Here is a 21453-nt window from a genome sequence, read left to right as displayed (position 1 = left end):
ATCAGGGTTTCGTGATCAGTGCGTAGAAAAAGCCGTCCAGAGGCGACTGCTGTTGCGAACCATTGTCAGCCAGGGGCAGCAGGTGACCTGTGAACCCGGGCACGGCATGGGACTTGGCGTCAGTTTGGCGTTGCAAAAACGCGTCGAGCTGGGCCTGGCCTTCGGCGCGGAAGACAGAGCAGGTGGCGTAGACGAGGCGGCCGCCCGGCGCGAGCAGCGGCCACAGCGCGTCCAGCAGCTCGGCCTGGATGCGGGCCAGGGCGGTGATGTCGTCGAGGCGGCGCAGCCAGCGCACGTCGGGGTGGCGGCGCACGATGCCGGAGGCGCTGCAGGGGGCGTCAAGCAGGATGGCGTCGAAAGGCCGGCCGTCCCACCAGGTGCCGGTCTGGCGGGCGTCGGCGGCCTTCAGCGTCGCCTGCTGCTGCAGGCGGTTGAGGTTGTCCTGCACGCGGATGAGGCGCTGCGCGTCGGCGTCCAGCGCGGTCAGCTGCAGGTCGGGCTGCAGTTCCAGCAGATGGGCCGTCTTGCCGCCCGGTGCGGCGCAGGCATCCAGCACGCGGGCACCCGGCTTGAGGCCTGCGCCGACGACGAGCGGAGCGGCGAGCTGGGCGGCCGCGTCCTGCACGGACACCAAACCCTCGGCAAAACCGGGCAGGGCCGACACGGGCACGGGCTTGTCCAGCACCACGGCCTGGGGCGTGGGTGCGCCCAGGGCCCTTGCCGCGATGCCGGCGGCCGCCAGGCGCTTCACGTAGTCATCCGCCGTGGCGCGCTGGGCGTGCACCCGCAGCGTCATCGGCGGTGGGCGGTTGTTGGCGGCCAGGAGGGCCTGCCACTGCGCCGGCCAGTCCAGCCGCAGCTTCTCGACCCACCAGGCCGGGTGGTTGAAGGCGCCCAGCGGGCTGCGCTCGGCGGCGGCGACGATGGCGCCGCGTTCGCGCAGGAAGCGGCGCAGTACGGCGTTGATGAAGGCAGCGCTGGCCGGCGCGCGCTGCTTGGCGGCGTGGACGGCCTGGTCGACCAGGGTGTGGTCGGCGTACATGGGCGACGAATCGGGCTCGGGGTCGGGCCAGAGCAGGGCCAGCGAAGTCAGCAGCAACGCGTCGACGCGCGCCGGCGGCGCCTTGGGCGCGAGCTGCTGGCGGGCGGCTTCGGCGCCGCCCAGGCGGCGCAGCGCCGTGAAGGCCAGGGCCTGGGTGCCGGGGCGCAGGTCGGCGGGCACGCGGCCCAGCAGCTCGGTCAAGGACTTGCCCTCACGCACGCCCTGGACGGCATCGGCGGCCTGGGACAGCAGCCGGTGCAGGGGGGCCGACATCGAGCCGGCTTGGGGGCTTTGGGACATCGCGCCAGTGTAGGAGCGGGCTTTGGCCGGAGAATTCGCGCCCATGAATGCACCCGCCCCCGACGCGCCCGTTTCCGAACGCATCCGCTACCGCCTCGTGTCGGCCAACTGCCGCCACCATGCCAACGACAACATCGCCGCCTTCATCGAGCCCGGTGAACTCGACGCGCTGCAGGCCGAAGTGCAGACCCGCATGCAGGAAGTGCTGAAGAGCCTGGTCATCGACACCGAGAGCGACCACAACACGCAGGAAACCGCCAAGCGCGTCGCCAAGATGTTCGTGCGCGAGGTGTTTGCCGGCCGCTACGCCCAGGCACCCACGGTGACCGAATTCCCCAACATCAGCCGCCTCAACGAGCTGATGATTGTCGGCCCCATCACGGTGCGCAGCGCCTGCTCCCACCACCTCTGCCCCATCATCGGCAAGGTGTGGATCGGCATCATGCCCAACGAGCATTCCAACCTGATCGGCCTGTCGAAGTACGTGCGCCTGACCGACTGGATCATGAGCCGCCCGCAGATCCAGGAAGAGGCCGTGATCATGCTGGCCAACGAGCTGGAGACCCGCGTGCGGCCCGACGGCCTGGCCGTCGTCATGGAGGCCGACCACTTCTGCATGCACTGGCGCGGCGTCAAGGACATCGAGGCCGCGATGACCAACAGCGTCATGCGCGGGGCTTTCCTGACCGATCCCAATCTGCGGCGGGAGTTCCTGTCGCTGATGAAGAAGTCGTGAGCCCCTCGTCCAGTCTCGGCCCGACCGCCTACAGCGAGCGCGCTTCGCTGAAGCCGTAGAGATTCGCCAGCACCCGCGTCGGGAACTGGTGCAAGGCCTCGTTGTACTGGCCGACCGCCTGGTTGAACACCTGCCGCGCGAATGCGCGCTGGCGCTCGATCAGCTTCAACTCGCTGACGAGGCCGTCGATCTCGGTTTCGCTGCGCAGCTCGGGCTGGTGGTCCAGCAGGGACAGCAAGCGGGTCAGCGCCGCGGCGTGCAGCGCGCTGGCCACGGCCAGGCTGCCGACCGGGTCGGGCGCCCAGGGCTTGCTGCGTGAGGCCTGGGCCGCGGCCTGTGATTCCGCCTGGGCGCTTGCCAGCGCATCGAACGTCGCCTGCTCGCTGGACAGCCGCGGCGCCACGGCCGCGAGCAGCTTGTCGCAGACCTCGCCGCGATCCTTCAAGTGGGCATCGAGCTGCACAAAGGCCTCGCCGATGACATTGCGCAGCGACATCAGCCGGTTGTAGGCACCAATGCCCCAGAAGAACAGCAGCGCCGCCCCGGCGACGCCAGCCCAGCTCCAGATCGTCATGCCGCCGCCCGGTAAGCAGCAAACCCATTGGCTCGCAGCGCGCAGGCCGGGCAGTGGCCGCAGCCATGGCCCCAGTCATGCAGCTCGCCGCGCTCGCCGAGGTAGCAGGTATGGGTGTCCTCGACGATGAGCTTCACCAGCGCCTCGCCGCCGAGTGATTCGGCCAGGCGCCAGGTGGCCGCCTTGTCGATGAACATCAGCGGCGTGTCCAGCGTCATCGGCGTGTCCAGGCCCAGGCTGAGTGCCACCTGCATGGCCTTCATCGTGTTGTCGCGGCAGTCCGGGTAGCCGGAGAAGTCGGTCTCGCACATGCCGCCGACCAGCACCGACGCGCCGCGGCGGTAGGCCAGCGTCGCGGCAAAGGTCAGGAAGAGCAGGTTGCGGCCGGGGACGAAGGTGTTGGGCAGGCCGTTGGCCTGCAGCTCGATGGCACGTTCGCTCGTCAGCGCCGTGTCGCTGATCTGGCCGAGCAGGGACAGGTCCAGCAGATGGTCGGCGCCGAGCTTGCCGGCCCAAGCTGGGAACTGGCGCGCGATCTCGGCGCGCACGGTGTTGCGGCAGTCCAGCTCGATGCGGTGGCGCTGGCCGTAGTCGAAGGCCAGCGTCTCGACTTCGGCGAAGCGGTCCAGGGCCCAGGCCAGGCAGGTGGTGGAGTCCTGGCCGCCGGAAAACAGAACCAGGGCTTTGCGGTTGTCGGTCATGGCCGGGATGCTACCCGGCCACCCCGCCCATGCTCGGCGCCAGGCCGGGTGCCGGCGCGCCGGTTCGGCACCTTCAAGAGCCGGCCGACAGGCACCTCGGCCGTGCTTGCGCGCCCCCGAATCGCCCTGCGCGGCGCGCCTTTGCACCGCCCGCGTGCGCGTCCAACCCGCCTCGCCCAGGCGGTCGAACTGGCACGCCACATGCTTGTATACCGCATTGAACACAAGCCGGAACTCAACCGGCGCACTTCGTGGGTCAAGCAACTTGAGGAGAGCCAGGATGACGCGATCGCAATGGAACCGCCGGCACTTGTTGGGCAGCCTGGGTGCTGCGGGAGCCGGTGCAATGACCGCCGGCTGGAGCGGCCTGGCGCAAGCCCAGAAGCCGCTGACCGTGGGCTTCATCTACGTCGGCCCGCGGGACGACTACGGCTACAACCAGGCGCATGCCGAGGCCGCGGCGCTGGTGAAGAAGATGCCGGGCATCAAGGTGGTGGAGGAGGAGAACGTCCCCGAGACCAACGCGGTGCAGAAAACCATGCAGGGCATGATCGCCCAGGACGGCGCGGGCCTGCTGTTCCCGACCTCGTTCGGCTACTTCGCCCCTCACATCCTGGCGCTGGCGCCCAAATACCCCAACGTGCGCTTCGCGCACTGCGGCGGGCTGTGGGACGCGGCCAAGCACCCCAAGAACGCCGGCAGCTTCTTCGGCTACATCGACGAGGCCCAGTACCTCAACGGCGTGGTTGCAGCCCACGTGACCAAGAGCAAGAAGCTCGGCTTCATCGCGGCCAAGCCCATCCCGCAGGTGCTGCGCAACATCAATGCCTTCACGATGGGCGCGCGCAGCGTGCACCCGGACATCACGACGACGGTGATCTTCACCGGCGACTGGAGCATGCCGGTCAAGGAGGCCGAGGCCACCAACAGCCTGGCCGACCAGGGCGTGGACGTGTTCACCATGCACGTGGATGGCCCCAAGGTCATCGTCGAGACAGCAGCCAAACGCGGCAAGTTCGTCTGCGGCTACCACGCCAGCCAGGCCAAGCTGGCACCGCAGGCCTACCTGACGGGCGCCGAGTGGAACTGGATCACCGCCTACAAGCAGATCATCGACGCCGCGCAGACCGGCAAGCCGCATCCGAACTTCGTGCGCGGCGGGCTCAAGGACGGCTTCGTCAAGAGCAGCCCCTACGGCAGCTCGGTGCCCGAGGGCGGGCGCAAGCAGGCCGAGGCCGTGCGCGCCGAGATGCTCAAGGGCAGCTTCGACATCTTCAAGGGCGAGCTCAAGGACAACGCCGGCAAGGTGGTCATTCCCAAGGGCAAGGTGTTCAAGCAGACCGACATGGAGCTTGAAGGCATGAATTACCTGGTCGAAGGCGTCATCGGCAAGGTGTGACCCCGCACCGGGAGCCGCCGCCATGGTCGCCACCTCAAGAGCGCAGGGTTTCGCCGAAGCCCTGCTGCTGCCCGTCTTCGCACTGACCGCCGCGCTGCTGCTGTTTGGCGTCTTCGTGTGGCTGGGCGGCACGTCGCCGGTGGAGGCCTGGAAGCTGCTCTTCCTCGGCGCCTTCGGCGACGCCTTCTCCTGGCAGAACACGCTGCTGCGCGCCGCGCCGCTGATGCTCACCGCGCTGGCCGTGGCGCTGCCCGCGCAGGCGGGCCTGACGATGATTGGCGGCGAGGGCGCGCTGGTGCTTGGTGCGCTGGGCTGTGCCGGCCTGCCCTATCTCTTCGGCCCACCCGGCAACGTGATCGGCAGCGCCGTGGTGCTGGCGGCCGGTGCGCTGCTGGGCGGCGGCTGGGTGATGCTCTCCGGCTGGCTGCGCCAGTGGCGCGGCGTCAACGAAACCATCTCCAGCCTGCTGCTGAGCTACATCGCCATCGCGCTGTTCAAGCACTTCGTCGAAGGGCCGATGCGCGACCCGGCGAGCCTGAACAAGCCGTCCACCCATCCGCTGGCTGAAGGCCTGCGCATCGGCCCCATCATGGGCGACGCGGCCATGGAGTCCTGGCTGGGCGACGTGCACTGGGGCCTGGTCATCGGCGTCGTGCTGTGCCTGGCCTGCGGCGCCTGGCTGAGCTTCAGCGCCTCGGGCTTCGCGATGCGCGTGGTGGGCGGCAACGCCCGGGCCGCCCGTCTCGTCGGCCTGCCCACCGACCGCCTCATCCTGCTGGCCTGCGCCCTCGGCGGCGCGGCGGCGGGCCTGGCCGGCGCCATCGAGGTGGCGGCCGTGCACACGGCGGCCAATGCTTCGGTGATCGCCGGCCTGGGCTACACGGGCATCCTGGTCAGCTTCGTGGCGCGTCACAACCCCTGGGCCATCCCGCCGGTGGCCGTGCTGTTCGGCGGCTTTGCGGCGGCCGGCAGCCTGCTGCAGCGCCGGCTGGACCTGCCCGACGCCTCGGTGCTGGTGCTGCAGGGCTTCGCCTTCGTCTTCATCCTCGCGGCCGAGGCGCTGCGCGGGCGGCTGTTTGCACCGCGTGCCGTGGCCAAGCGGCCAGCGCCCGTCACTGCGGCGGCTGAACCTCAGGGGGTCGCATGAGCGCCGCGCAGGGCCGCCCCAAGCAAGCTCGCTCCCGCTTGGCGGGACAGGCCGCAGGCCGAAGGGTGCACCAATGAGCCTCACGCTGAACGTCGTCCCCGACCTGCTGCTCGCCGTCGTCGGCGGCGCGCTACGGGTGGGCACACCCTTCCTCTTCGTCAGCCTCGGCGAGTGCCTGACCGAGAAGAGCGGCCGCATCAACCTCGGCCTCGAAGGCGTGCTCGTCTTCAGCGCCATGGCTGGCTTCGGCGGCGCCTACCTCAGCGGCTCGCCGTGGCTGGGCGTGCTGGCTGCCAGCGGCTGCGGCGCGCTGCTGGCCCTGCTGCACGGCCTGCTGTGCTCGCTGCCGCGCGTGTCAGACATCGCCACCGGCATCGCGCTGATGCTGCTGGGCGCGGGCCTGGCCTTCTACCTGGGCAAGCCGCTGATCCAGCCGCAGGCGCCGCAGATCCCGTCGCTGCCGCTGGGCGCCTGGAGCGACTCGTCCGCCGTCCAGACGGCGCTGTCGGTCAACGCCCTCTTCCCCATCGGCGTGGCGCTGGCCACGCTGCTGGCCTGGGGCTTCAAGAACACGCGCTGGGGGCTGGTGGTGCGCATGGCCGGCGACAGCAGCGATGCCGCGCGGGCACTGGGCTACTCGGTCAACGGCGTACGCATCGCCGCCACCACGGTGGGCGGCGCCATTGCCGGCCTGGGCGGGGCGTCGCTGTCGCTCTATTACCCCGGCAGCTGGAACGAAGGCCTGTCCAGCGGCCAGGGCCTGATCGCCGTGGCCCTGGTCATCTTTGCGCGCTGGCGCCCCTGGCGCTGCCTGGGCGCGGCGCTGCTGTTCGGCGGCGCGGGCGCCATCGGCCCGGCGCTGCAGAGCGTGGGCGTGAGCGGCGGCTACTACCTGTTCAACGCCATGCCCTACGCGCTGACCCTGCTCATCCTCGTGGCCACCTGCACGCCGAGCCAGTCTCTCAAAGGTGCGCCCGCCGAACTCGGTGTGTCCCGTTGAACCGAAGGAACCCGACCATGCCGACCCTGCGTTCAAAACCCTATGCCTGGCCCTTCGACGGCAACATCAGCCCGAACAACACGGCGCTGGTCATCATCGACATGCAGACCGACTTCTGCGGCATCGGTGGCTACGTCGACAAGATGGGCTACGACCTGTCGCTGACGCGCGCGCCCATCGCCCCGCTGAAGGTGCTGCTGGCCGCCGCGCGCCGCAAAGGCATGCACGTCATCCACACCCGCGAGGGCCACCGCCCCGACCTGGCCGACCTGCCGGCCAACAAGCTGTGGCGCTCGCGGCAGATTGGCACCGCGGGCCGCGGCATCGGTGACGCCGGGCCCTGTGGCCGCATCCTCGTGCGCGGCGAGCCGGGCTGGGACATCATTCCCGAGCTCTACCCCGCCGCGGGCGAGCCCGTCATCGACAAGCCCGGCAAGGGCAGCTTCTGCGCGACCGACCTGGAGCTGATCCTGCACACGCGCGGCATCCGCAACCTCATCCTCACCGGCATCACCACCGACGTGTGCGTGCACACGACCATGCGCGAGGCCAACGACCGCGGCTTCGAGTGCCTGATGCTGTCGGACTGCACCGGCGCCACCGACCCTGGCAACCACGCCGCCGCGCTCAACATGATCCAGATGCAGGGCGGCGTGTTCGGCGCGGTGGCCGACTCGGCCGCCGTGCTCGACCTGCTGGCGCAACTCTGAGCCGCGGCCATGTCCCACCCGCACGCCCTGCAGCTCGATACCTACCGCCTCACCAAGCGCTTCGGCAGCTTCACGGCGCTGGATGACGTCTCCCTCACCGTGCGGCCCGGCACCGTGCATGCGCTGTTGGGTGAGAACGGCGCCGGCAAAAGCACGCTGGTGAAGGCCATCGTCGGCTACCACCGCCCCGACGACGGCGCCGTGCTGGTGGACGGCCGCGAGCGCGAGATCGCCTCGCCGGTCGTGGCCCGCGACCTCGGCCTGGGCATGGTCTACCAGCACTTCACCGTCGTGCCCGGCATGAGCGTCGCCGAGAACCTGCTGCTGGCGCGCGGCCACCTGCCCATGGTCGTGGACTGGAAGGCTGCCCGCGCCGAGCTGCAGGCCTTCATGGACACGGCACCTTTTCGCCTGCCGCTGGACGCCTGGCCCGGCGAGCTGTCGGCCGGCGAGAGGCAGAAGCTCGAGATCCTCAAGCAGCTGTTCCTCAAGCCGCGCCTGCTCATCCTCGACGAGCCCACCTCGGTGCTGACGCCGCAGGAGGCCGACGAGGTGCTGGGCGCGCTGCGCGAGCAGGCGCACGCCATGGCCTGCTCGGTGCTGATGATCACGCACAAGTTCCGCGAGGTGATGGCCTATGCCGACGACGTGAGCGTGCTGCGCAAGGGCGCGCTGGCGGCCACCGGCGCCGTGGCCGACTGCACGCCCGACAGCCTGGCCACTGCGATGGTGGGCGAGGGCCGCAGCGCGGTCATGCGCCCGACGTGGGTGCGCGAAACGCGTCCGCCCGGTGAAGTCAAGCTCGCCATCGAGGCCCTGGACGTGATGGGCGACCGCGGCGAGCCCGCCGTGCGTGCCCTGAGCCTGGACGTGCGGCGCGGCGAGATCGTCGGCATTGCCGGCGTCAGCGGCAACGGCCAGCGCGAGCTGATGCAGGCCCTGGTGGGCCAGCGCGCCCGCCTCGCCGGCCGGGTGATGGTGGACGACCAGCCCTTCCTGGCCCGCCGCGCCGAGAACCGCGCCCGCAAGGTGCGCAGCCTGCCCGAGGAGCCGCTGGCCAATGCCTGCGTCGGCCCCTTGAGCGTGGCGCAGAACATGGCGCTGCGCAGCTTCGACGAGACACCTTGGGCGCGCGGCGGCCTGGTGCGCTGGGGCGCGCTGCGCCAGCGTGCGCGCGAATGGATCGCCGAGTACGGCGTCAAGACCCAGGGCGAGCGCGCCGCCATCCGCACGCTGTCGGGCGGCAACGTGCAGCGCGCCGTGCTGGCCCGCGAGCTGGCCGGCGAGTCCGAGCTGCTGCTGGTCAGCAACCCCGTCTTCGGGCTGGACTTCGCCGCCGTCGCCGAGATCCACGGCCGCCTGACGGCCGCGCGCAACCGGGGTGCGGCCGTGCTGCTCGTCAGCGAGGACCTGGACGAGCTGCTGGCGCTGGCCGACCGCATCGTCGTCATGAGCGAAGGCCGCATCGTGCATGACGTGCCCGCTGCGGAAGCCACGCGCCAGTCGCTCGGCGAATTCATGGGTGGAAAGGGGCACGCATGAACACGCTGCTCACGCTGGCAACCGCGCAACCCTTTCCCTACACCTTCAACCCGGCGCACACGGCGCTGGTCGTCATCGACATGCAGCGCGACTTCATCGAGCCCGGCGGCTTCGGCGCCAGCCTGGGCAACGACGTGACGCGGCTGCAGGCCATCGTGCCGGCCGTGCGCCGCATGCTGGAGGCCTGGCGTGCCATCGGCGGCGTGGTGCTGCACACCCGCGAGGCGCACCTTCCCGACCTCAGCGACTGCCCGCCGGCCAAGCGGCTGCGCGGCCAGCCGTCGCTGCGCATCGGCGACGTCGGGCCCATGGGCCGCGTCCTGGTTGCCGGCGAGCCCGGCGCCGAGATCATTCCCGAGCTGGCGCCGCTGCCGGGCGAACTGGTGGTGGACAAGCCCGGCAAGGGCATGTTCTACGCCACGCCGGTGGACGCGCTGCTGAAGGAGCGTGGCATCACCCACCTGCTCTTCATGGGCGTCACGACCGAGGTCTGCGTGCAGACGTCGATGCGCGAAGCGAACGACCGCGGCTACGAGTGCCTGCTGATCGAAGACGGCTCCGCCAGCTACTTCCCCGAATTCAAGGCCGCCGCGCTGGCCATGCTGACCGCCCAGGGCGCCATCGTCGGCTGGGCAGCGCCGTCGAGCGCAGTCATCAAAGCGATCACATGACCGAAACTCTGCACACCGTCGCCGACTGGCAGGCCGCCTATGCCGCTGGCGCAGGCCCCTTCATCCTGCTGACCGACCTGCTGGCCCGGCTGCAACCCACCGACCCTGCGTGGATCCACGTCTGCACGCCCGAGCAGCTCGTCGCCCAGCTCGCCGCACTGCCGCCGCGCGGGCCCGCCACACCGCTGTGGGGCGTGCCGCTGGCCGTGAAGGACAACATCGACGTGGCCGGCATGCCCACCACGGCCGCCTGCCCGGCCTTCGCCCACCAGCCCGAGCACTCGGCCACCTGCGTGCAGCGCCTGCAGGCAGCCGGCGCCATCGTCATCGGCAAGACCAACCTCGACCAGTTCGCCACCGGCCTCGTCGGCACCCGCTCGCCGTACGGCGAAGTGCCCAACAGCTTCGCGCCTGAATACGTGAGCGGCGGCTCCAGCTCGGGCTCGGCCTCGGTGGTGGCGCGGGGCCTGGTACCGCTGGCCCTGGGCACCGACACCGCCGGCTCGGGCCGCGTGCCGGCCGGCTTCAACCACCTCGTCGGCCTCAAGCCCACGCCGGGCAGCGTGCCCATGCGCGGCGTGCTGCCGGCCTGCCGCACGCTGGACGTGGTGAGCGTGTTCGCGCTGACCGTGGCCGACGCGGCGCTGGCGTTCTCGCTGTTCGAGGGCGCCGAAGGCGACGAGGCGCGCTTCCACGTCGCCGCGCCGCGCCCGCCGTGGCTGGGCKGCGCCCGCGCAGCGCTGCGCCTGGGTGTGCCGCTGGAGCCTGGCTGCGACGCCGCCCTGGGCTGGCCGGCCGCCTTCGAGGCCGCGCAGGCCCGCGCCCGCGCGCTGGGTGCCGAGCTGGTGCTGCTGGACTTCGAGCCGCTTTTCGAAGTCGCCAAGCTGCTGTACGAAGGCCCCTGGGTGGCCGAGCGGCTGAGCGTTGTCGACACCCTGCTCGCCGCCGAACCCGAGGCCTTCGACCCCACCGTGGCCCACGTCATCACGCAAGGCCGCAACCACGACGCAGTGGTCGCCTTCCGTGGCCGCTACAAGCTGGAAAGCCTGCGCGCCGAGTTGCAAAGCCTGTGGCAGCAGGTCGATGCGCTGCTCGTGCCCACCGCAACCACCTGCCCCACGCGCGCCGCCGTGGCCGCCGAGCCGGTGCTGCGCAACAGCGAGCTGGGCCGCTACACCAACTTCGTCAACCTGCTGGGCTGGTCGGCGCTGGCCCTGCCTTGCCAACTGCCCGATGACCCATCCCCGCTGCCCTTCGGCATCACGCTGATCGCCCCCGGCGGGGCCGACGCGGCGTTGGTCGACTTCGGGCTGCGCTGGGAGGCCGCCGGCCCCGCGCTGCTGGGCGCGCGCCTGCGCGAGGCCCGCCCGGCCGACCGCCGCGTGCAAGCCCGGCCGCTGAGCGAGTCGACGCTGCTGCTGGCCGTCGTCGGCGCCCATCTGCAGGGCCTGCCGCTGCATGGCCAGCTGCAGGAGCGCGGCGCGCGGCTGCAGGCCCGCACGCAAACGGCGCCGCGCTACCGCCTGCACGCACTGCCAGGCACCGTGCCGCCCAAGCCCGGCCTGGCCCGTGTGCCTGAAGGCGAGGCCGGCCACGCAATTGAGGTCGAGGTCTACGAACTGCCGGTGGCCAGCGTCGGCTCGCTGCTCGCGCTGATCCCGCCGCCGCTGGGTCTCGGCAATCTGGAGCTGGCCGATGGCCGCTGGGTCAAGGGCTTCATCTGCGAAGGCTCCGCGCTGCTGGGTGCACCCGACATCAGCCATCACGGCGGCTGGCGCGCCTTCCTGCTTTCGTCATGATGGACGCCGCTCGCTTCGACGACCCCGCCGTGCTGGCCGAGCTCGGCGCCGTGTTCGACGCCTACGAGCAGGCGCTGATGGGCAACGACGTGGCCGCGCTCAACGCCTTCTTCTGGCAGGACGCGCGCGTCACGCGCTACGGCATCGCCGACCGGCAATGGGGCATCGCCGAGCTGGAGGCCTACCGCGCCGCCACGCCCGCGCCGGCCTTCACGCGGCGGCTGGAGCACCTGCGCCTGCACGCCTTCGGGCCCGACATGGCGGTGGCGCAGGTCGAGTTCGTGCGCAGCGACACGCCGCTGCGCGGCTTCCAGACGCAGACCTGGGTGCGGCTGCCCGAGGGCTGGCGCATCGTGGCGGCCCACGTCAGCATGATTCCCTTCGCCTGCGGCACGCCAACCATCGTGGAGCCCGAGACTCTCGCGACCTTGCCGTGACCCAGCCCGCCCCCACCCCGCCCGCCGAAGCCCCGAGCCTGGCCGACCAGGCCTACGTGCGGCTCAAGCAGATGATCTTTGACTTTGCGCTGATGCCCGGCGACCGCGTCTCCGAGACCGAATTGGCGCAGCGCGTCGTCGTCAGCCGCACGCCGCTGCGCGCCGCCTTGCAGCGGCTGGAGCGCGAGGGCTTCCTGCAGCTGCTGCCGCGCCTGGGCTGGCAGGTAGCGCCGCTGGACTTCGACGTGATGGACGAGCTCTACGACCTGCGCACCCTCATCGAGTGCGAGGCCGCACGCCACCTCTGCGAGCACGAGCAACGGCCCGGGCTGCAGCAACTGGCCGACATCTGGATGGTGCCGCCTGCCGAGCGGCTGGCCGACGCGGCAGAGGTAGGCGCGCTGGACGAGCGCTTCCATGCGCTGCTGGTGCAGGGCAGCGGCAATCGCGAGATGGTCCGCGTGCACAGGGAAATCACCGAACGCATCCGCATCATCCGGCGGCTGGACTTCACCAAACCCGCGCGCGTGGATGCAACCTACGACGAGCATGCCCGCATCCTGCGCACCATCACGCGGCGGCGCACCGACGAAGCCCAGCGCCTGCTGCGCGCCCACATCCAGCAGAGCAAGCTCGAAGTGCGGCACATCACGCTCGACATGCTTTACCGCGCCAGGCGGAGCAGCTGATGCCGCGCAGCTCCTGGGCATGCGAATGGCACATGAATTGCATGAGCCTGCCATGCCGGTTCGTGCGAGCGGCCATGGCGATGCCGGCCGCCAAGAGTCAATTCACGCGTTCTTCATCCACCCCCTAGGAGCTTTGCCTTGAAACCCACCGCACGCCTGCTTTGCACCGCCCTCGCCGCCTTCGCCGCCGGCGCCACCCAGGCCGCCGACTGGGCCGACACCTCCATCGGCTACCGCTACGGCACCAAGTTTGCCGAGCCCTTCGGCACGAACGACATCCACAAGAACATCCTCGACCTCAACCATGCCAGCGGCTACGCCTACGGCACCAACTTCTTCAACGTCGACCTGCTGCTGTCCGACAAGAAGGACCCGTCCAGCCCCAACTCCGGCAGCGGCGCCAGCGAGGTCTACATCGTCTATCGCCACACGCTGGACTTCGGCAAGATCACCGGCAGCCCCATCGCCTTCGGCCCTGTCCGTGGCATGGGTCTCACCGCCGGTTTCGATGCCAACGTGAAGGTGGATGCCGGCTACAACTCGCGCAAGCAGATGCTCGTGCTCGGCCCCACGTTGATGATGGACGTGCCTGGCTTCCTCAACATCAGCCTGCTGCTGCTGAAGGAAAGCAACGCGCCGTACAACAAGTTCAGCAGCACGGCGACGCCGCGCTACAACTACAAGAGCCATGTGATGCTGACGGCGGCCTGGAGCATCCCGCTGGGCAAGCTGCCCCTGGCCTTCGAGGGCTTTGCCAACTACATCGCCAGCAAGGGCACGGACGAGTTCGGCGGCGCAACAGGCCCCGAGACCGACTTCGACGGCCAGATCATGTACGACGTGGGCGCGGCCACCGGCGCGACGCCGAACAAGTTCAAGGTGGGGCTGGAGTACCAGTACTGGCGCAACAAGTTCGGCAACCCGTACAAGGGTCCGGCCGGCAGCGGCGCATTCGCAAAGACGCCGATGATCCGCGCGGAATACCACTTCTGAAGTTCCCGCGACGTCCGGCATGTCTCGCCTTGAATTGATCGGCATCACCAAGCAATACCCCGGCGTTCGGGCCAACGACGACATCCATCTCAAGGTGGCGCCGGGGCAGATCCACGCCGTTCTCGGCGAGAACGGCGCGGGCAAGTCGACGCTGATGAAGATCATCTACGGCGCCACCAAGCCGGACGCCGGGCAGATCGCCTGGAACGGCCGCGAGGTCGAGGTGGCCAGCCCGGCGCAGGCCCGCGCGCTGGGCATCAGCATGGTCTACCAGCACTTCTCGCTGTTCGACACGCTGACCGCCGCCGAGAACATCTGGCTGGGGCTGGACAAGTCGGGCTCGCTGGCCGAGGTGGCCGAGCAGACGCGGGTGGTGTCGGCGCAGTACGGCCTGCATGTGGACCCGGCCCGCCCGGTGCATACGCTGAGTGTCGGCGAGCGCCAGCGCGTCGAGATCGTGCGTGCGCTGCTGACGCGGCCGCAGCTGCTGATCCTGGACGAGCCCACCTCGGTGCTGACGCCGCAGGCCGTCGAAAGCCTGTTCGTGACGCTGCGCAAGCTGAGCGGCGAGGGCTGCTCCATCCTCTACATCAGCCACAAGCTGCACGAGATCCGCTCGCTGTGCGACCACTGCACGGTGCTGCGCGGCGGCCGCGTGGTGGGCGAGGTCGACCCGCGCAAGGAAACCAACGCCAGCCTGTCGCGGCTGATGATCGGCGCCGATGCGCCGGTGCTCACCGCCCGCGAAGGCCAGCGCGGCGCACACGTGCTGCGCGTGGCTGAACTTGGCCTTGAGCAGCTCGACCCTTTCGGCGTCACGCTCAAGGACATTGACTTCGACGTCTGCGCCGGCGAGATCGTCGGCGTGGCCGGCGTGTCGGGCAACGGCCAGCAGGAGCTGCTCGCGGCGCTGTCGGGCGAGGACCCGCGCGCGGCGGCAGGGACCATCCAGCTCTTCGACCAGGACATCGCCCGCGCCACGCCGGGCCGGCGCCGCGCCGCCGGGCTGCACTTCGTGCCCGAGGAGCGCTTGGGCCGCGGCACGGTACCGACGCTGTCGCTGGCCATGAACACGCTGCTGACGCGCACCGAGGCGTTGGGCCGGGGTGGCTGGATACGCATCGCCCAGGCGCGCCGGCTGGCGGCCAGGCTGATCGACAACTTCCGCGTCAAGGCCTCGGGGCCGGACGCGATGGCCCGCACGCTGTCGGGCGGCAACCTGCAGAAGTTCATCGTCGGCCGCGAGATCGACGCGAGCCCGAAGCTGCTGATCATTGCCCAGCCGACCTGGGGCGTGGACGTGGGCGCCGCCGCGCAGATCCGCGGCGAGCTGCTGCGGCTGCRCAACCAGGGCTGCGCGCTGCTGGTGTTCAGCGAGGAACTGGACGAGTTGTTCGAGATCTGCGACCGGCTGCACGTCATCGCCGACGGCCGGCTGTCGCCATCGGTGCCCACGCCCCAGGCCACGCGCGAGCAGGTCGGCGAATGGATGTCGGGGCTGTGGCCCGCGACCGCGGAGGAGCCGGTCCATGCTCAGGCTTGAGCCGCGCACGCAAACCTCCATGCTGCTGGCCGTGGCCGCGCCGCTGCTGGCGCTGGCGCTCACGGTGGCCATCGGCGTGCTGCTGTTCACGGCCCTGGGCAAGGACCCGCTGCAGGCGCTGCGGCTGTTCTTCGTCGAGCCGCTGAAGAATGGCCGGGCACTGTCGGAACTCAGCGTCAAGGCCGTGCCGCTGGCACTGATCGCGCTGGGCCTGGCGGTGTGCTTTCGCGCCAACATCTGGAACATCGGCGCCGAGGGCCAGTTCGTGCTTGGCGCTCTGGGCGCCGGCTGGGTGGCCATGCAGGCCGGGCCGGACACCTCCGCCTGGTTCGTCGTGCCGGTGCTGCTCGGCGGTGTCGTCGGCGGCATGTTGTGGGCCGGGGTCGTGGCGCTGCTGCGCGACCGCTTCAACACCAACGAGATCCTGGTCAGCCTGATGCTGGTCTATGTGGCCACGCTGCTGCTGAACTACCTCGTCTACGGGCCCTGGAAGGACCCCGACGGCTACAACTTCCCGCAGACCGTGCTGTTCGCGGCCTCGACGCGGCTGCCGCGCCTGGTGAACGGATTGCGCATGAACGCGGGCGTGGTCATCGCGCTGCTGGCCGTGGCGGCCTTCGCGGTGTTCCAGTTCCGCACCTACCGCGGCTATGCGTTGACGGTCGGCGGCATTGCCCCGGCCGCCGCGCGCTATGCCGGCTTCTCGTCGCGCAGCGCGCTGTGGACGGCGCTGCTGCTCTCCGGCGGCATGGCGGGGCTGGCAGGCGCCTTCGAGGTGGCCGGGCCGCTGGGGCAGCTGACGCCTTACGTGCCGGTGGGCTACGGCTTCGCGGCCATCATCGTGGCCTTCGTCGGCCGGCTGCATCCGGTGGGCATCGTGTTCTCGTCGGTGCTGATGAGCATGTTCTACATCGGCGGCGAGCTGGCTCAGAGCCGCATGGGCCTGCCCAAGGCGCTGACCAGTGTCTTCCAGGGCGTATTGCTATTCACGCTGCTGGCCTGCGACCACGGCTTGCAGTACCGCATGCGCTGGGTGGCGGCGGTCAAGGCGAGGGCGGCGGCATGAGCGCCGCGCCGGGCCGCCCCAAGCAAGCTCGCTCCCGCTTGGCGGGACAGGCCGAAGGCCGAAGGGTGCATCAATGAACGAGATTGCCTTGCTCATTGCCGCCACGCTGAGCGCCGGCACCGTGCTGGCCATCGCCGGCCTGGGCCTGCTGATCAATGAGCGGGCCGGCATCGTCAACCTGGGCACCGAGGGGCTGATGCTGGTGGCGGCCATCGCCGGCTTTGCCACCGCGGTACACAGCGGCTCCGACCTGCTGGGCTTCATCGCCGGCATGGCGGCGGGCGTCGTGCTGTCGCTGTTCTTCGGGCTGCTGGTGATCTGGCTCAACACCAACCAATACGCCACCGGGCTGGCGCTGAGCCTGTTCGGCGCCGGCTTCTCGGCCTTCGTGGGCATCGAGTACACGCAGCAGCGGCTGGCCGAGCGGGCGCACTGGGCCCTACCCGGCCTGGCCGATTTGCCGGTGCTGGGCAAGGCGCTGTTCGAGCACCACCCGGTCGTCTACCTGGCCATGGCGCTGGCGGTGGCGCTGCACTTCTTCCTGTACCGCACGCGGGCGGGGCTGGTGCTGCGCGCGGTGGGCGAGTCGCCTGAGTCGGCCCATGCGCTGGGCTACCCGGTGCGGCGCATCCGCCTCGCCGCCGTGGCCGCCGGCGGCGCGCTGTGCGGCCTGGCCGGCGCCTACCTGTCCCTCATCTACACGCCGCTGTGGGTGGAGGGCATGGTGGCCGGCAAGGGCTGGATCGCACTGGCGCTGACCACCTTCGCCACCTGGCGGCCGGCCCGCGTGCTGCTCGGGGCCTACCTGTTCGGCGGCGTGACGATGCTGCAGTTCCACCTGCAGAGCGAAGGCATCGCCATCTCCAGCCACTGGCTGAGCATGCTGCCCTACCTCGCCACCATCGCCGTGCTGGTGCTGATCTCGCGCAACCCGGCCTGGATCAAGGCCAACATGCCGGCGTCGCTTGGCAAGCCCTTCAAACCCGGCCATTGAATTCCCTGTCTCAACCGCTCACCCCTCAGGAGAAACGCATGACATCCCTTGCCACCCGCCGGACCTTCGCGCTTGCCGCACTGGCCGCCGCCGCCCTCGCGGGCTGCTCCAAGAAGGAAGAAGCTCCTGCCGCCGCGCAGCCCGCGTCCGCCGCCGCTGCCAAGCCCGAGCCGCTGAAGATCGCCTTCGCCTACGTCGGCCCGGTGGGCGACGGCGGCTGGACGTTTGCCCACGACAACGCCCGCAAGGCGCTGGAGAAGGAGTTCGGCGACAAAATCGCCACCAGCTTCGTCGAGAAGGTGCCCGAGGCCGCCGATGCCGAACGCGTCTTCAACGACCTGGTGGGCCAGGGCAACAAGCTGGTGTTCGGCACCACCTTCGGCTACATGGAACCCATGCTCAAGGTCGCGGCCGAGCACAAGGACGTGAAGTTCGAGCACGCCACCGGCTACAAGACGGCCGAGAACCTGCGCACCTACGACAGCCGCACCTACGAGGGCGCGTATCTCGCCGGCGTCATCGCCGGGGCCATGACCAAGACCAACACCCTCGGCGTGGTCGGCTCCATCCCCATCCCCGAGGTCATCCGCAACATCAACAGCTTCACGCTKGGCGCGCAGWSSGTSAACCCSAAGATCAAGACCAAGGTSGTCTGGGTCAACGAGTGGTTCGACCCGCCGAAGGAAACCGAGGCCGCCACCGCGCTCATCAACGGCGGCGCCGACGTGCTGATGCAGAACACCGACTCCGCCGCGGTGCTCAAGACAGCCGAGGAAAAGGGCAAGCGCGCCTTCGGCTGGGACTCCGACATGAAGGCCTACGGCCCCAAGGCCCACCTGGCTTCGGCCGTCATCAACTGGGCGCCGTACTACATCAAGGCCACGCGTGACGCGCTGGACGGCAAGTGGGCCACCGGCAAGGCCTGGTGGGGCGTGAAGGAAGGCGCCATCGACATCGTCTCCCTCGCCGACGACGTGCCGGCCGAGGCCAAGGCCAAGGTCGAGCAGGTCAAGGCCGGCCTCAAGGACGGCAGCTTCTCGATCTGGAAGGGCCCGCTGGTCGACAACACCGGCAAGGAAGTGCTGGCCAAGGATGCCGTGGCGGACGATGCCTTCCTGGGCGGCATCAAGTTCTTCGTCAAGGGCGTCGAAGGCAAGGTGCCTGGACAGAAGTAGGAACCCCTCGCCTGGTCTTGCCGCGCTGAACGCGGGCAAGCCCAGTCGGTCCCCCGAAGGGACGGCGATGCTTGCGGCATTGAGCCGCAAGCACATCGCCAGACGGGCCGGCTTGGGAACGGCCCGGCGCTCGGCCCACAAAGACACTACGGCCATGAGTACTGAAATCGACTTCGACCGCATCCCGCGCTCAGCCCTTTCCGGCCTGCTGGCACGCAGCCCCAAGGCCGAGTTGCACATCCACATCGAGGGCTCGCTGGAGCCAGAGCTGATCTTCGCGCTGGCGGCGCGCAACGGCGTGGCCCTGCCTTACGCCAGCGTGGAGGCGCTGCGCGCTGCCTATGCCTTCACCGACCTGCAGAGCTTCCTGGACATCTACTACGCCGGGGCCAGCGTGCTGCTGCACGAGCAGGACTTCTACGACATGGCCTGGGCCTACTTCGAGAAGGCCGCACGCGACCACGTCGTCCATGCCGAGCTGTTCTTCGACCCGCAGACGCACACGGCGCGCGGTGTGCCCATGGGCACGATCATCCAGGGCCTGTCGCGCGCCTGCACCGATGCGCGCGAAAAGCTGGGGGTCAGCGCCGCGCTCATCCTGTGCTTCCTGCGCCATCTGAGCGAGGCTGACGCCTTCGCCACGCTGGAACAAGCCCTGCCCTACCGCGCGCATTTCATCGGCGTCGGGCTGGACAGCTCGGAGCGCGGCAACCCGCCAAGCAAGTTCACGCGCGTGTTCGTGCGCTGCGCCGAGCTGGGCCTGCACCGCGTTGCCCATGCCGGCGAGGAGGGGCCACCGACCTACATCGAAGAGGCCCTGGACCTGCTGCGCGTGGAGCGCATCGACCACGGCGTGCGGGCCATAGAGAGCCCGGCGCTGATGCACCGCCTTGCGCTTGAGCGCATGCCGCTGACGGTCTGCCCGCTGTCCAACGTCAAGCTCTGCGTCGTGCCCGACCTGGCCATGCACCCGCTGCCACAGCTGCTGGCCGCCGGCCTGGCCGTGACCATCAACTCCGACGATCCGGCCTACTTCGGCGGCTACCTCAACAAGAACCTGTCGGCGCTGTTCGACGCTCTGCCTCAATGGGGCGCGCGCGAGGCTTATCAGCTGCTGCGCAACAGCCTCGAAGCGAGCTTCCTGCCACCGCCGGCCCGCGCCCCCTGGGTGGCGGCGCTGAACGCCGAGTTCGCGCGGGCGGTGGTCTAGGAGCCGCCCACTGCGGTTCGCCGCGGCCCGACTCACCAGGTGGTAACTTCCGCGCCGCGTGGGCGCCTTCGCCTGGGGAGCAACAACATGAAATCGACCGTTTTCAGCCTGGCCACCGCCCTGGGGGCTGGCAGCGTACTGGCAGCCGCACCGGCATCACACATCGACGAAGTCCTCGTCTACCCGGGCGGCGCCCAGGTCACGCGGCTGGCCACCGTCGCGGCCGGCGCGCGCGAGCTGGTGCTGAGCTGCCTGTCGGCCCGCTTCGACCCTGACTCGCTGCAGATCGAGGCGCCCGCCGGCGTCAACCTCGGGCCGGCGCAACTGGAGACGCTGCCGCGCGAGCGCGTGCCCGAGTGCGCGAACAGCCCGCTGGACGAGCAGGTCCGCAAGCTGGAGGGCCAGCGTGACACGCTGACCGCCGAGTCAAGCGCACTGGACACCGGCCTCGGCTACCTCAAGGCCCTGGGCGCTGGCGAGGCACGGGCCACACCGGCCACAGGCATCGGCGCGACGGCAGACACGATCCGCAAGACCGCGTTGGAGGGCCTGCTGCGCCAAGCCGCCATCCGCCGCCAGTTGGAAGACCTGGACAAGCAGCTCGCCCCGCTCAAGTCCGAGCGAGACGGCGTGGCTGCGGCCAACCCGCAGTGGCGCAGCCTGCGCCTGCGGTTGTCGACCGCGCGCGAGGCCGAGCTGAAGCTGAACTACCGGGTGACGCAGGCCGGCTGGGCGCCGAGCTACCGCGCACTGCTCGACACGGCCACGGGCGCGCTGAACCTGGAGCGCCTGGCTCAGGTGTCGCAGCAAAGCGGCGAGGACTGGAAGAATGTGAAGCTGCGGCTGACAACGGCGCAGGTGGCTCAGAAGGTCGGGCCCGGCTCGCCCCGGCCCTGGCAGCTCGACCTGGCGACCGCCCGCGTGCCGGCACCCGCGATGTCAGTTGCCGATTCGGTGGTCGTGACAGGCCAACGGGCCAACCTCGTCAGCCGGACCGCCGCCGAAGAGGCGGCAGGCAAGCTGGAGCGCTTCGACCTCGGGGTGTTCGAGGGCAGTTACGCGACCGAGTTCGTGCTGCCGCTGCGCGTCACCGTCGACAGCGGCACCCAGCGCGCCAGCCTGACGCTCGGCAGCGAGAAGCTGCAGGCCAAGGTGCTGGCACGCGTGCAGCCGCAAAGCGAGGCTGCCGCCTATCTCGTCGCTGACGCCGCCAAACCCGCCGGCGCGTGGCCCCGCGGCGCCGTGCAACTGGTGCGCGACGGCGCGCTGGTGGGCAGCACCCTGCTCAATATCGCCAGCGGCGACGAGCGCCTGGAGCTGCCCTTCGGCCGCGACGACGCGCTGCGCGTGCTGGTTGAGCCCGAGCAGCGCAATGCCGGCAACACCGGCTTCATCAGCACGCGAGCAGAGCACCGCTATGGCCGCGCCTACGTCGTCGAGAACCGCCACACGGCGGGCACGGTGACCCTGCAGCTCATCGAGGCCGCGCCCGTGTCGCAACACGAGGACATCAAGGTGCAGTCTCAATTCAGCCCGGCGCCGACGACTCAGGCGTGGCGCAAGCAGGCAGGGCTGGTGATGTGGGAGCAGCCTCTGGCGGCGGGAGCCAGCCAGCGGTTCATGGCGGACTATGTGATCAGTGCGCCGAAGGAAGCGCAGGTGACGGGGTTGCGTTGAACGGCTCGGATTGGCCACTTTCGCTCGCTGCCACGGACCGTGCCGGAA

General features: G+C 70.0%; 20 protein-coding genes. 17 read left to right on the top strand and 3 right to left on the bottom strand.

Going from position 1 to position 21453, the window contains the following annotated elements:
* Nucleotide 1: 1 nt before the first annotated feature.
* Nucleotides 2-1342 carry a 16S rRNA (cytosine(967)-C(5))-methyltransferase RsmB gene (gene rsmB, locus ACXJKJ_RS05350; protein ID WP_457389375.1) on the bottom strand — a complete coding sequence of 447 codons (1341 nt, stop codon included), beginning with the start codon at nt 1340-1342 and terminating at the stop codon, nt 2-4.
* A 43-nt stretch (nt 1343-1385) separates the two neighbouring features.
* On the opposite strand from rsmB, the gene folE reads away from it, so the two are divergent.
* Nucleotides 1386-2078 carry a GTP cyclohydrolase I gene (folE, locus tag ACXJKJ_RS05345; protein ID WP_457389374.1) on the top strand — a complete coding sequence of 231 codons (693 nt, stop codon included), beginning with the start codon at nt 1386-1388 and terminating at the stop codon, nt 2076-2078.
* Between the two features lie 28 nt (nt 2079-2106).
* On the opposite strand, the gene ACXJKJ_RS05340 is transcribed toward folE, so the two are convergent.
* Nucleotides 2107-2652 carry a LemA family protein gene (locus tag ACXJKJ_RS05340; RefSeq protein ID WP_457389372.1) on the bottom strand — a complete coding sequence of 182 codons (546 nt, stop codon included), beginning with the start codon at nt 2650-2652 and terminating at the stop codon, nt 2107-2109.
* Complete coding sequence (gene queC, locus ACXJKJ_RS05335; protein WP_457389371.1) at nt 2649-3353, bottom strand: 7-cyano-7-deazaguanine synthase QueC; 705 nt, start codon at nt 3351-3353, stop codon at nt 2649-2651. Before queC ends, ACXJKJ_RS05340 begins: the two co-directional genes overlap by 4 nt.
* Before the next feature lie 280 nt (nt 3354-3633).
* Here queC and ACXJKJ_RS05330 point away from each other — a divergent pair, with 280 nt between their 5' ends.
* The 16 genes from ACXJKJ_RS05330 (at nt 3634) to ACXJKJ_RS05255 (ending at nt 21405) form a co-directional block, all read left to right on the top strand.
* The gene (locus ACXJKJ_RS05330; protein WP_457389370.1) at nt 3634-4752 is read left to right on the top strand and encodes a BMP family ABC transporter substrate-binding protein; all 1119 of its coding nucleotides are present in this window, start codon (nt 3634-3636) and stop codon (nt 4750-4752) included.
* Between the two features lie 22 nt (nt 4753-4774).
* Nucleotides 4775-5899, top strand: coding sequence for an ABC transporter permease (locus ACXJKJ_RS05325; protein WP_457389369.1), 1125 nt, complete (start codon nt 4775-4777; stop codon nt 5897-5899).
* Between the two features lie 73 nt (nt 5900-5972).
* Nucleotides 5973-6899: an ABC transporter permease gene (locus ACXJKJ_RS05320; protein WP_457389368.1), complete on the top strand. Its 927-nt coding sequence runs from the start codon at nt 5973-5975 to the stop codon at nt 6897-6899.
* Between the two features lie 17 nt (nt 6900-6916).
* A complete protein-coding gene (biuH, locus tag ACXJKJ_RS05315; protein ID WP_457389367.1) occupies nt 6917-7609 on the top strand; it encodes a biuret amidohydrolase in 693 nt (230 codons plus the stop codon).
* A gap of 9 nt (nt 7610-7618) precedes the next feature.
* Nucleotides 7619-9151, top strand: a complete 1533-nt coding sequence (locus ACXJKJ_RS05310; RefSeq protein WP_457389366.1) for an ABC transporter ATP-binding protein — start codon at nt 7619-7621, stop codon at nt 9149-9151.
* Complete coding sequence (locus ACXJKJ_RS05305; RefSeq protein WP_457389365.1) at nt 9148-9822, top strand: cysteine hydrolase family protein; 675 nt, start codon at nt 9148-9150, stop codon at nt 9820-9822. Before ACXJKJ_RS05310 ends, ACXJKJ_RS05305 begins: the two co-directional genes overlap by 4 nt.
* A complete protein-coding gene (atzF, locus tag ACXJKJ_RS05300) occupies nt 9819-11621 on the top strand; it encodes an allophanate hydrolase (protein WP_457389364.1) in 1803 nt (600 codons plus the stop codon). The genes ACXJKJ_RS05305 and atzF overlap by 4 nt, the downstream gene beginning before the upstream one ends.
* On the top strand, nt 11618-12058 hold the full coding sequence (gene hpxZ, locus ACXJKJ_RS05295) for an oxalurate catabolism protein HpxZ (RefSeq protein ID WP_457389363.1): 441 nt from the start codon (nt 11618-11620) through the stop codon (nt 12056-12058). Before atzF ends, hpxZ begins: the two co-directional genes overlap by 4 nt.
* Nucleotides 12055-12747 (top strand): GntR family transcriptional regulator, encoded by a 693-nt coding sequence (locus tag ACXJKJ_RS05290; protein ID WP_457389362.1) that lies wholly within the window; start codon nt 12055-12057, stop codon nt 12745-12747. Before hpxZ ends, ACXJKJ_RS05290 begins: the two co-directional genes overlap by 4 nt.
* Nucleotides 12748-12885: 138 nt before the next feature.
* Nucleotides 12886-13740, top strand: a complete 855-nt coding sequence (locus ACXJKJ_RS05285; RefSeq protein WP_457389361.1) for an outer envelope protein — start codon at nt 12886-12888, stop codon at nt 13738-13740.
* Nucleotides 13741-13759: 19 nt separating this feature from the next.
* Nucleotides 13760-15283, top strand: a complete 1524-nt coding sequence (locus ACXJKJ_RS05280; RefSeq protein ID WP_457389360.1) for an ABC transporter ATP-binding protein — start codon at nt 13760-13762, stop codon at nt 15281-15283.
* Nucleotides 15270-16349 (top strand): ABC transporter permease, encoded by a 1080-nt coding sequence (locus ACXJKJ_RS05275; protein ID WP_457389358.1) that lies wholly within the window; start codon nt 15270-15272, stop codon nt 16347-16349. The genes ACXJKJ_RS05280 and ACXJKJ_RS05275 overlap by 14 nt, the downstream gene beginning before the upstream one ends.
* Before the next feature lie 73 nt (nt 16350-16422).
* Nucleotides 16423-17343 (top strand): ABC transporter permease, encoded by a 921-nt coding sequence (locus tag ACXJKJ_RS05270; RefSeq protein ID WP_056205672.1) that lies wholly within the window; start codon nt 16423-16425, stop codon nt 17341-17343.
* 38 nt (nt 17344-17381) lie between these two features.
* Entirely contained in the window at nt 17382-18518 is a 1137-nt protein-coding gene (locus tag ACXJKJ_RS05265) for a BMP family ABC transporter substrate-binding protein (protein ID WP_457389357.1), read from the top strand.
* Between the two features lie 154 nt (nt 18519-18672).
* Nucleotides 18673-19728: an adenosine deaminase gene (locus tag ACXJKJ_RS05260; protein WP_457389356.1), complete on the top strand. Its 1056-nt coding sequence runs from the start codon at nt 18673-18675 to the stop codon at nt 19726-19728.
* Nucleotides 19729-19815: 87 nt separating this feature from the next.
* Nucleotides 19816-21405 (top strand): DUF4139 domain-containing protein, encoded by a 1590-nt coding sequence (locus tag ACXJKJ_RS05255; RefSeq protein WP_457389355.1) that lies wholly within the window; start codon nt 19816-19818, stop codon nt 21403-21405.
* Nucleotides 21406-21453 lie beyond the last annotated feature (48 nt).

The organism is Roseateles sp. P5_E1, from assembly GCF_054049335.1.
Note: the sequence above shows the minus strand (reverse complement) of the source record. Positions and strands in the feature narration are given on the sequence as shown.

What these genes read in the sequence shown, in the direction of transcription:
- rsmB (WP_457389375.1), bottom strand. Translation starts at nt 1,342, where the DNA reads ATGTCCCAAAGCCCCCAAGCCGGCTCGATGTCGGCCCCCCTGCACCGG.
- ACXJKJ_RS05255 (WP_457389355.1), top strand. Translation starts at nt 19,816, where the DNA reads ATGAAATCGACCGTTTTCAGCCTGGCCACCGCCCTGGGGGCTGGCAGC.
- ACXJKJ_RS05260 (WP_457389356.1), top strand. Translation starts at nt 18,673, where the DNA reads ATGAGTACTGAAATCGACTTCGACCGCATCCCGCGCTCAGCCCTTTCC.
- queC (WP_457389371.1), bottom strand. Translation starts at nt 3,353, where the DNA reads ATGACCGACAACCGCAAAGCCCTGGTTCTGTTTTCCGGCGGCCAGGAC.
- ACXJKJ_RS05310 (WP_457389366.1), top strand. Translation starts at nt 7,619, where the DNA reads ATGTCCCACCCGCACGCCCTGCAGCTCGATACCTACCGCCTCACCAAG.
- ACXJKJ_RS05305 (WP_457389365.1), top strand. Translation starts at nt 9,148, where the DNA reads ATGAACACGCTGCTCACGCTGGCAACCGCGCAACCCTTTCCCTACACC.
- ACXJKJ_RS05340 (WP_457389372.1), bottom strand. Translation starts at nt 2,652, where the DNA reads ATGACGATCTGGAGCTGGGCTGGCGTCGCCGGGGCGGCGCTGCTGTTC.
- ACXJKJ_RS05330 (WP_457389370.1), top strand. Translation starts at nt 3,634, where the DNA reads ATGACGCGATCGCAATGGAACCGCCGGCACTTGTTGGGCAGCCTGGGT.
- folE (WP_457389374.1), top strand. Translation starts at nt 1,386, where the DNA reads ATGAATGCACCCGCCCCCGACGCGCCCGTTTCCGAACGCATCCGCTAC.
- ACXJKJ_RS05325 (WP_457389369.1), top strand. Translation starts at nt 4,775, where the DNA reads ATGGTCGCCACCTCAAGAGCGCAGGGTTTCGCCGAAGCCCTGCTGCTG.
- biuH (WP_457389367.1), top strand. Translation starts at nt 6,917, where the DNA reads ATGCCGACCCTGCGTTCAAAACCCTATGCCTGGCCCTTCGACGGCAAC.
- ACXJKJ_RS05320 (WP_457389368.1), top strand. Translation starts at nt 5,973, where the DNA reads ATGAGCCTCACGCTGAACGTCGTCCCCGACCTGCTGCTCGCCGTCGTC.
- ACXJKJ_RS05275 (WP_457389358.1), top strand. Translation starts at nt 15,270, where the DNA reads ATGCTCAGGCTTGAGCCGCGCACGCAAACCTCCATGCTGCTGGCCGTG.
- ACXJKJ_RS05270 (WP_056205672.1), top strand. Translation starts at nt 16,423, where the DNA reads ATGAACGAGATTGCCTTGCTCATTGCCGCCACGCTGAGCGCCGGCACC.
- hpxZ (WP_457389363.1), top strand. Translation starts at nt 11,618, where the DNA reads ATGATGGACGCCGCTCGCTTCGACGACCCCGCCGTGCTGGCCGAGCTC.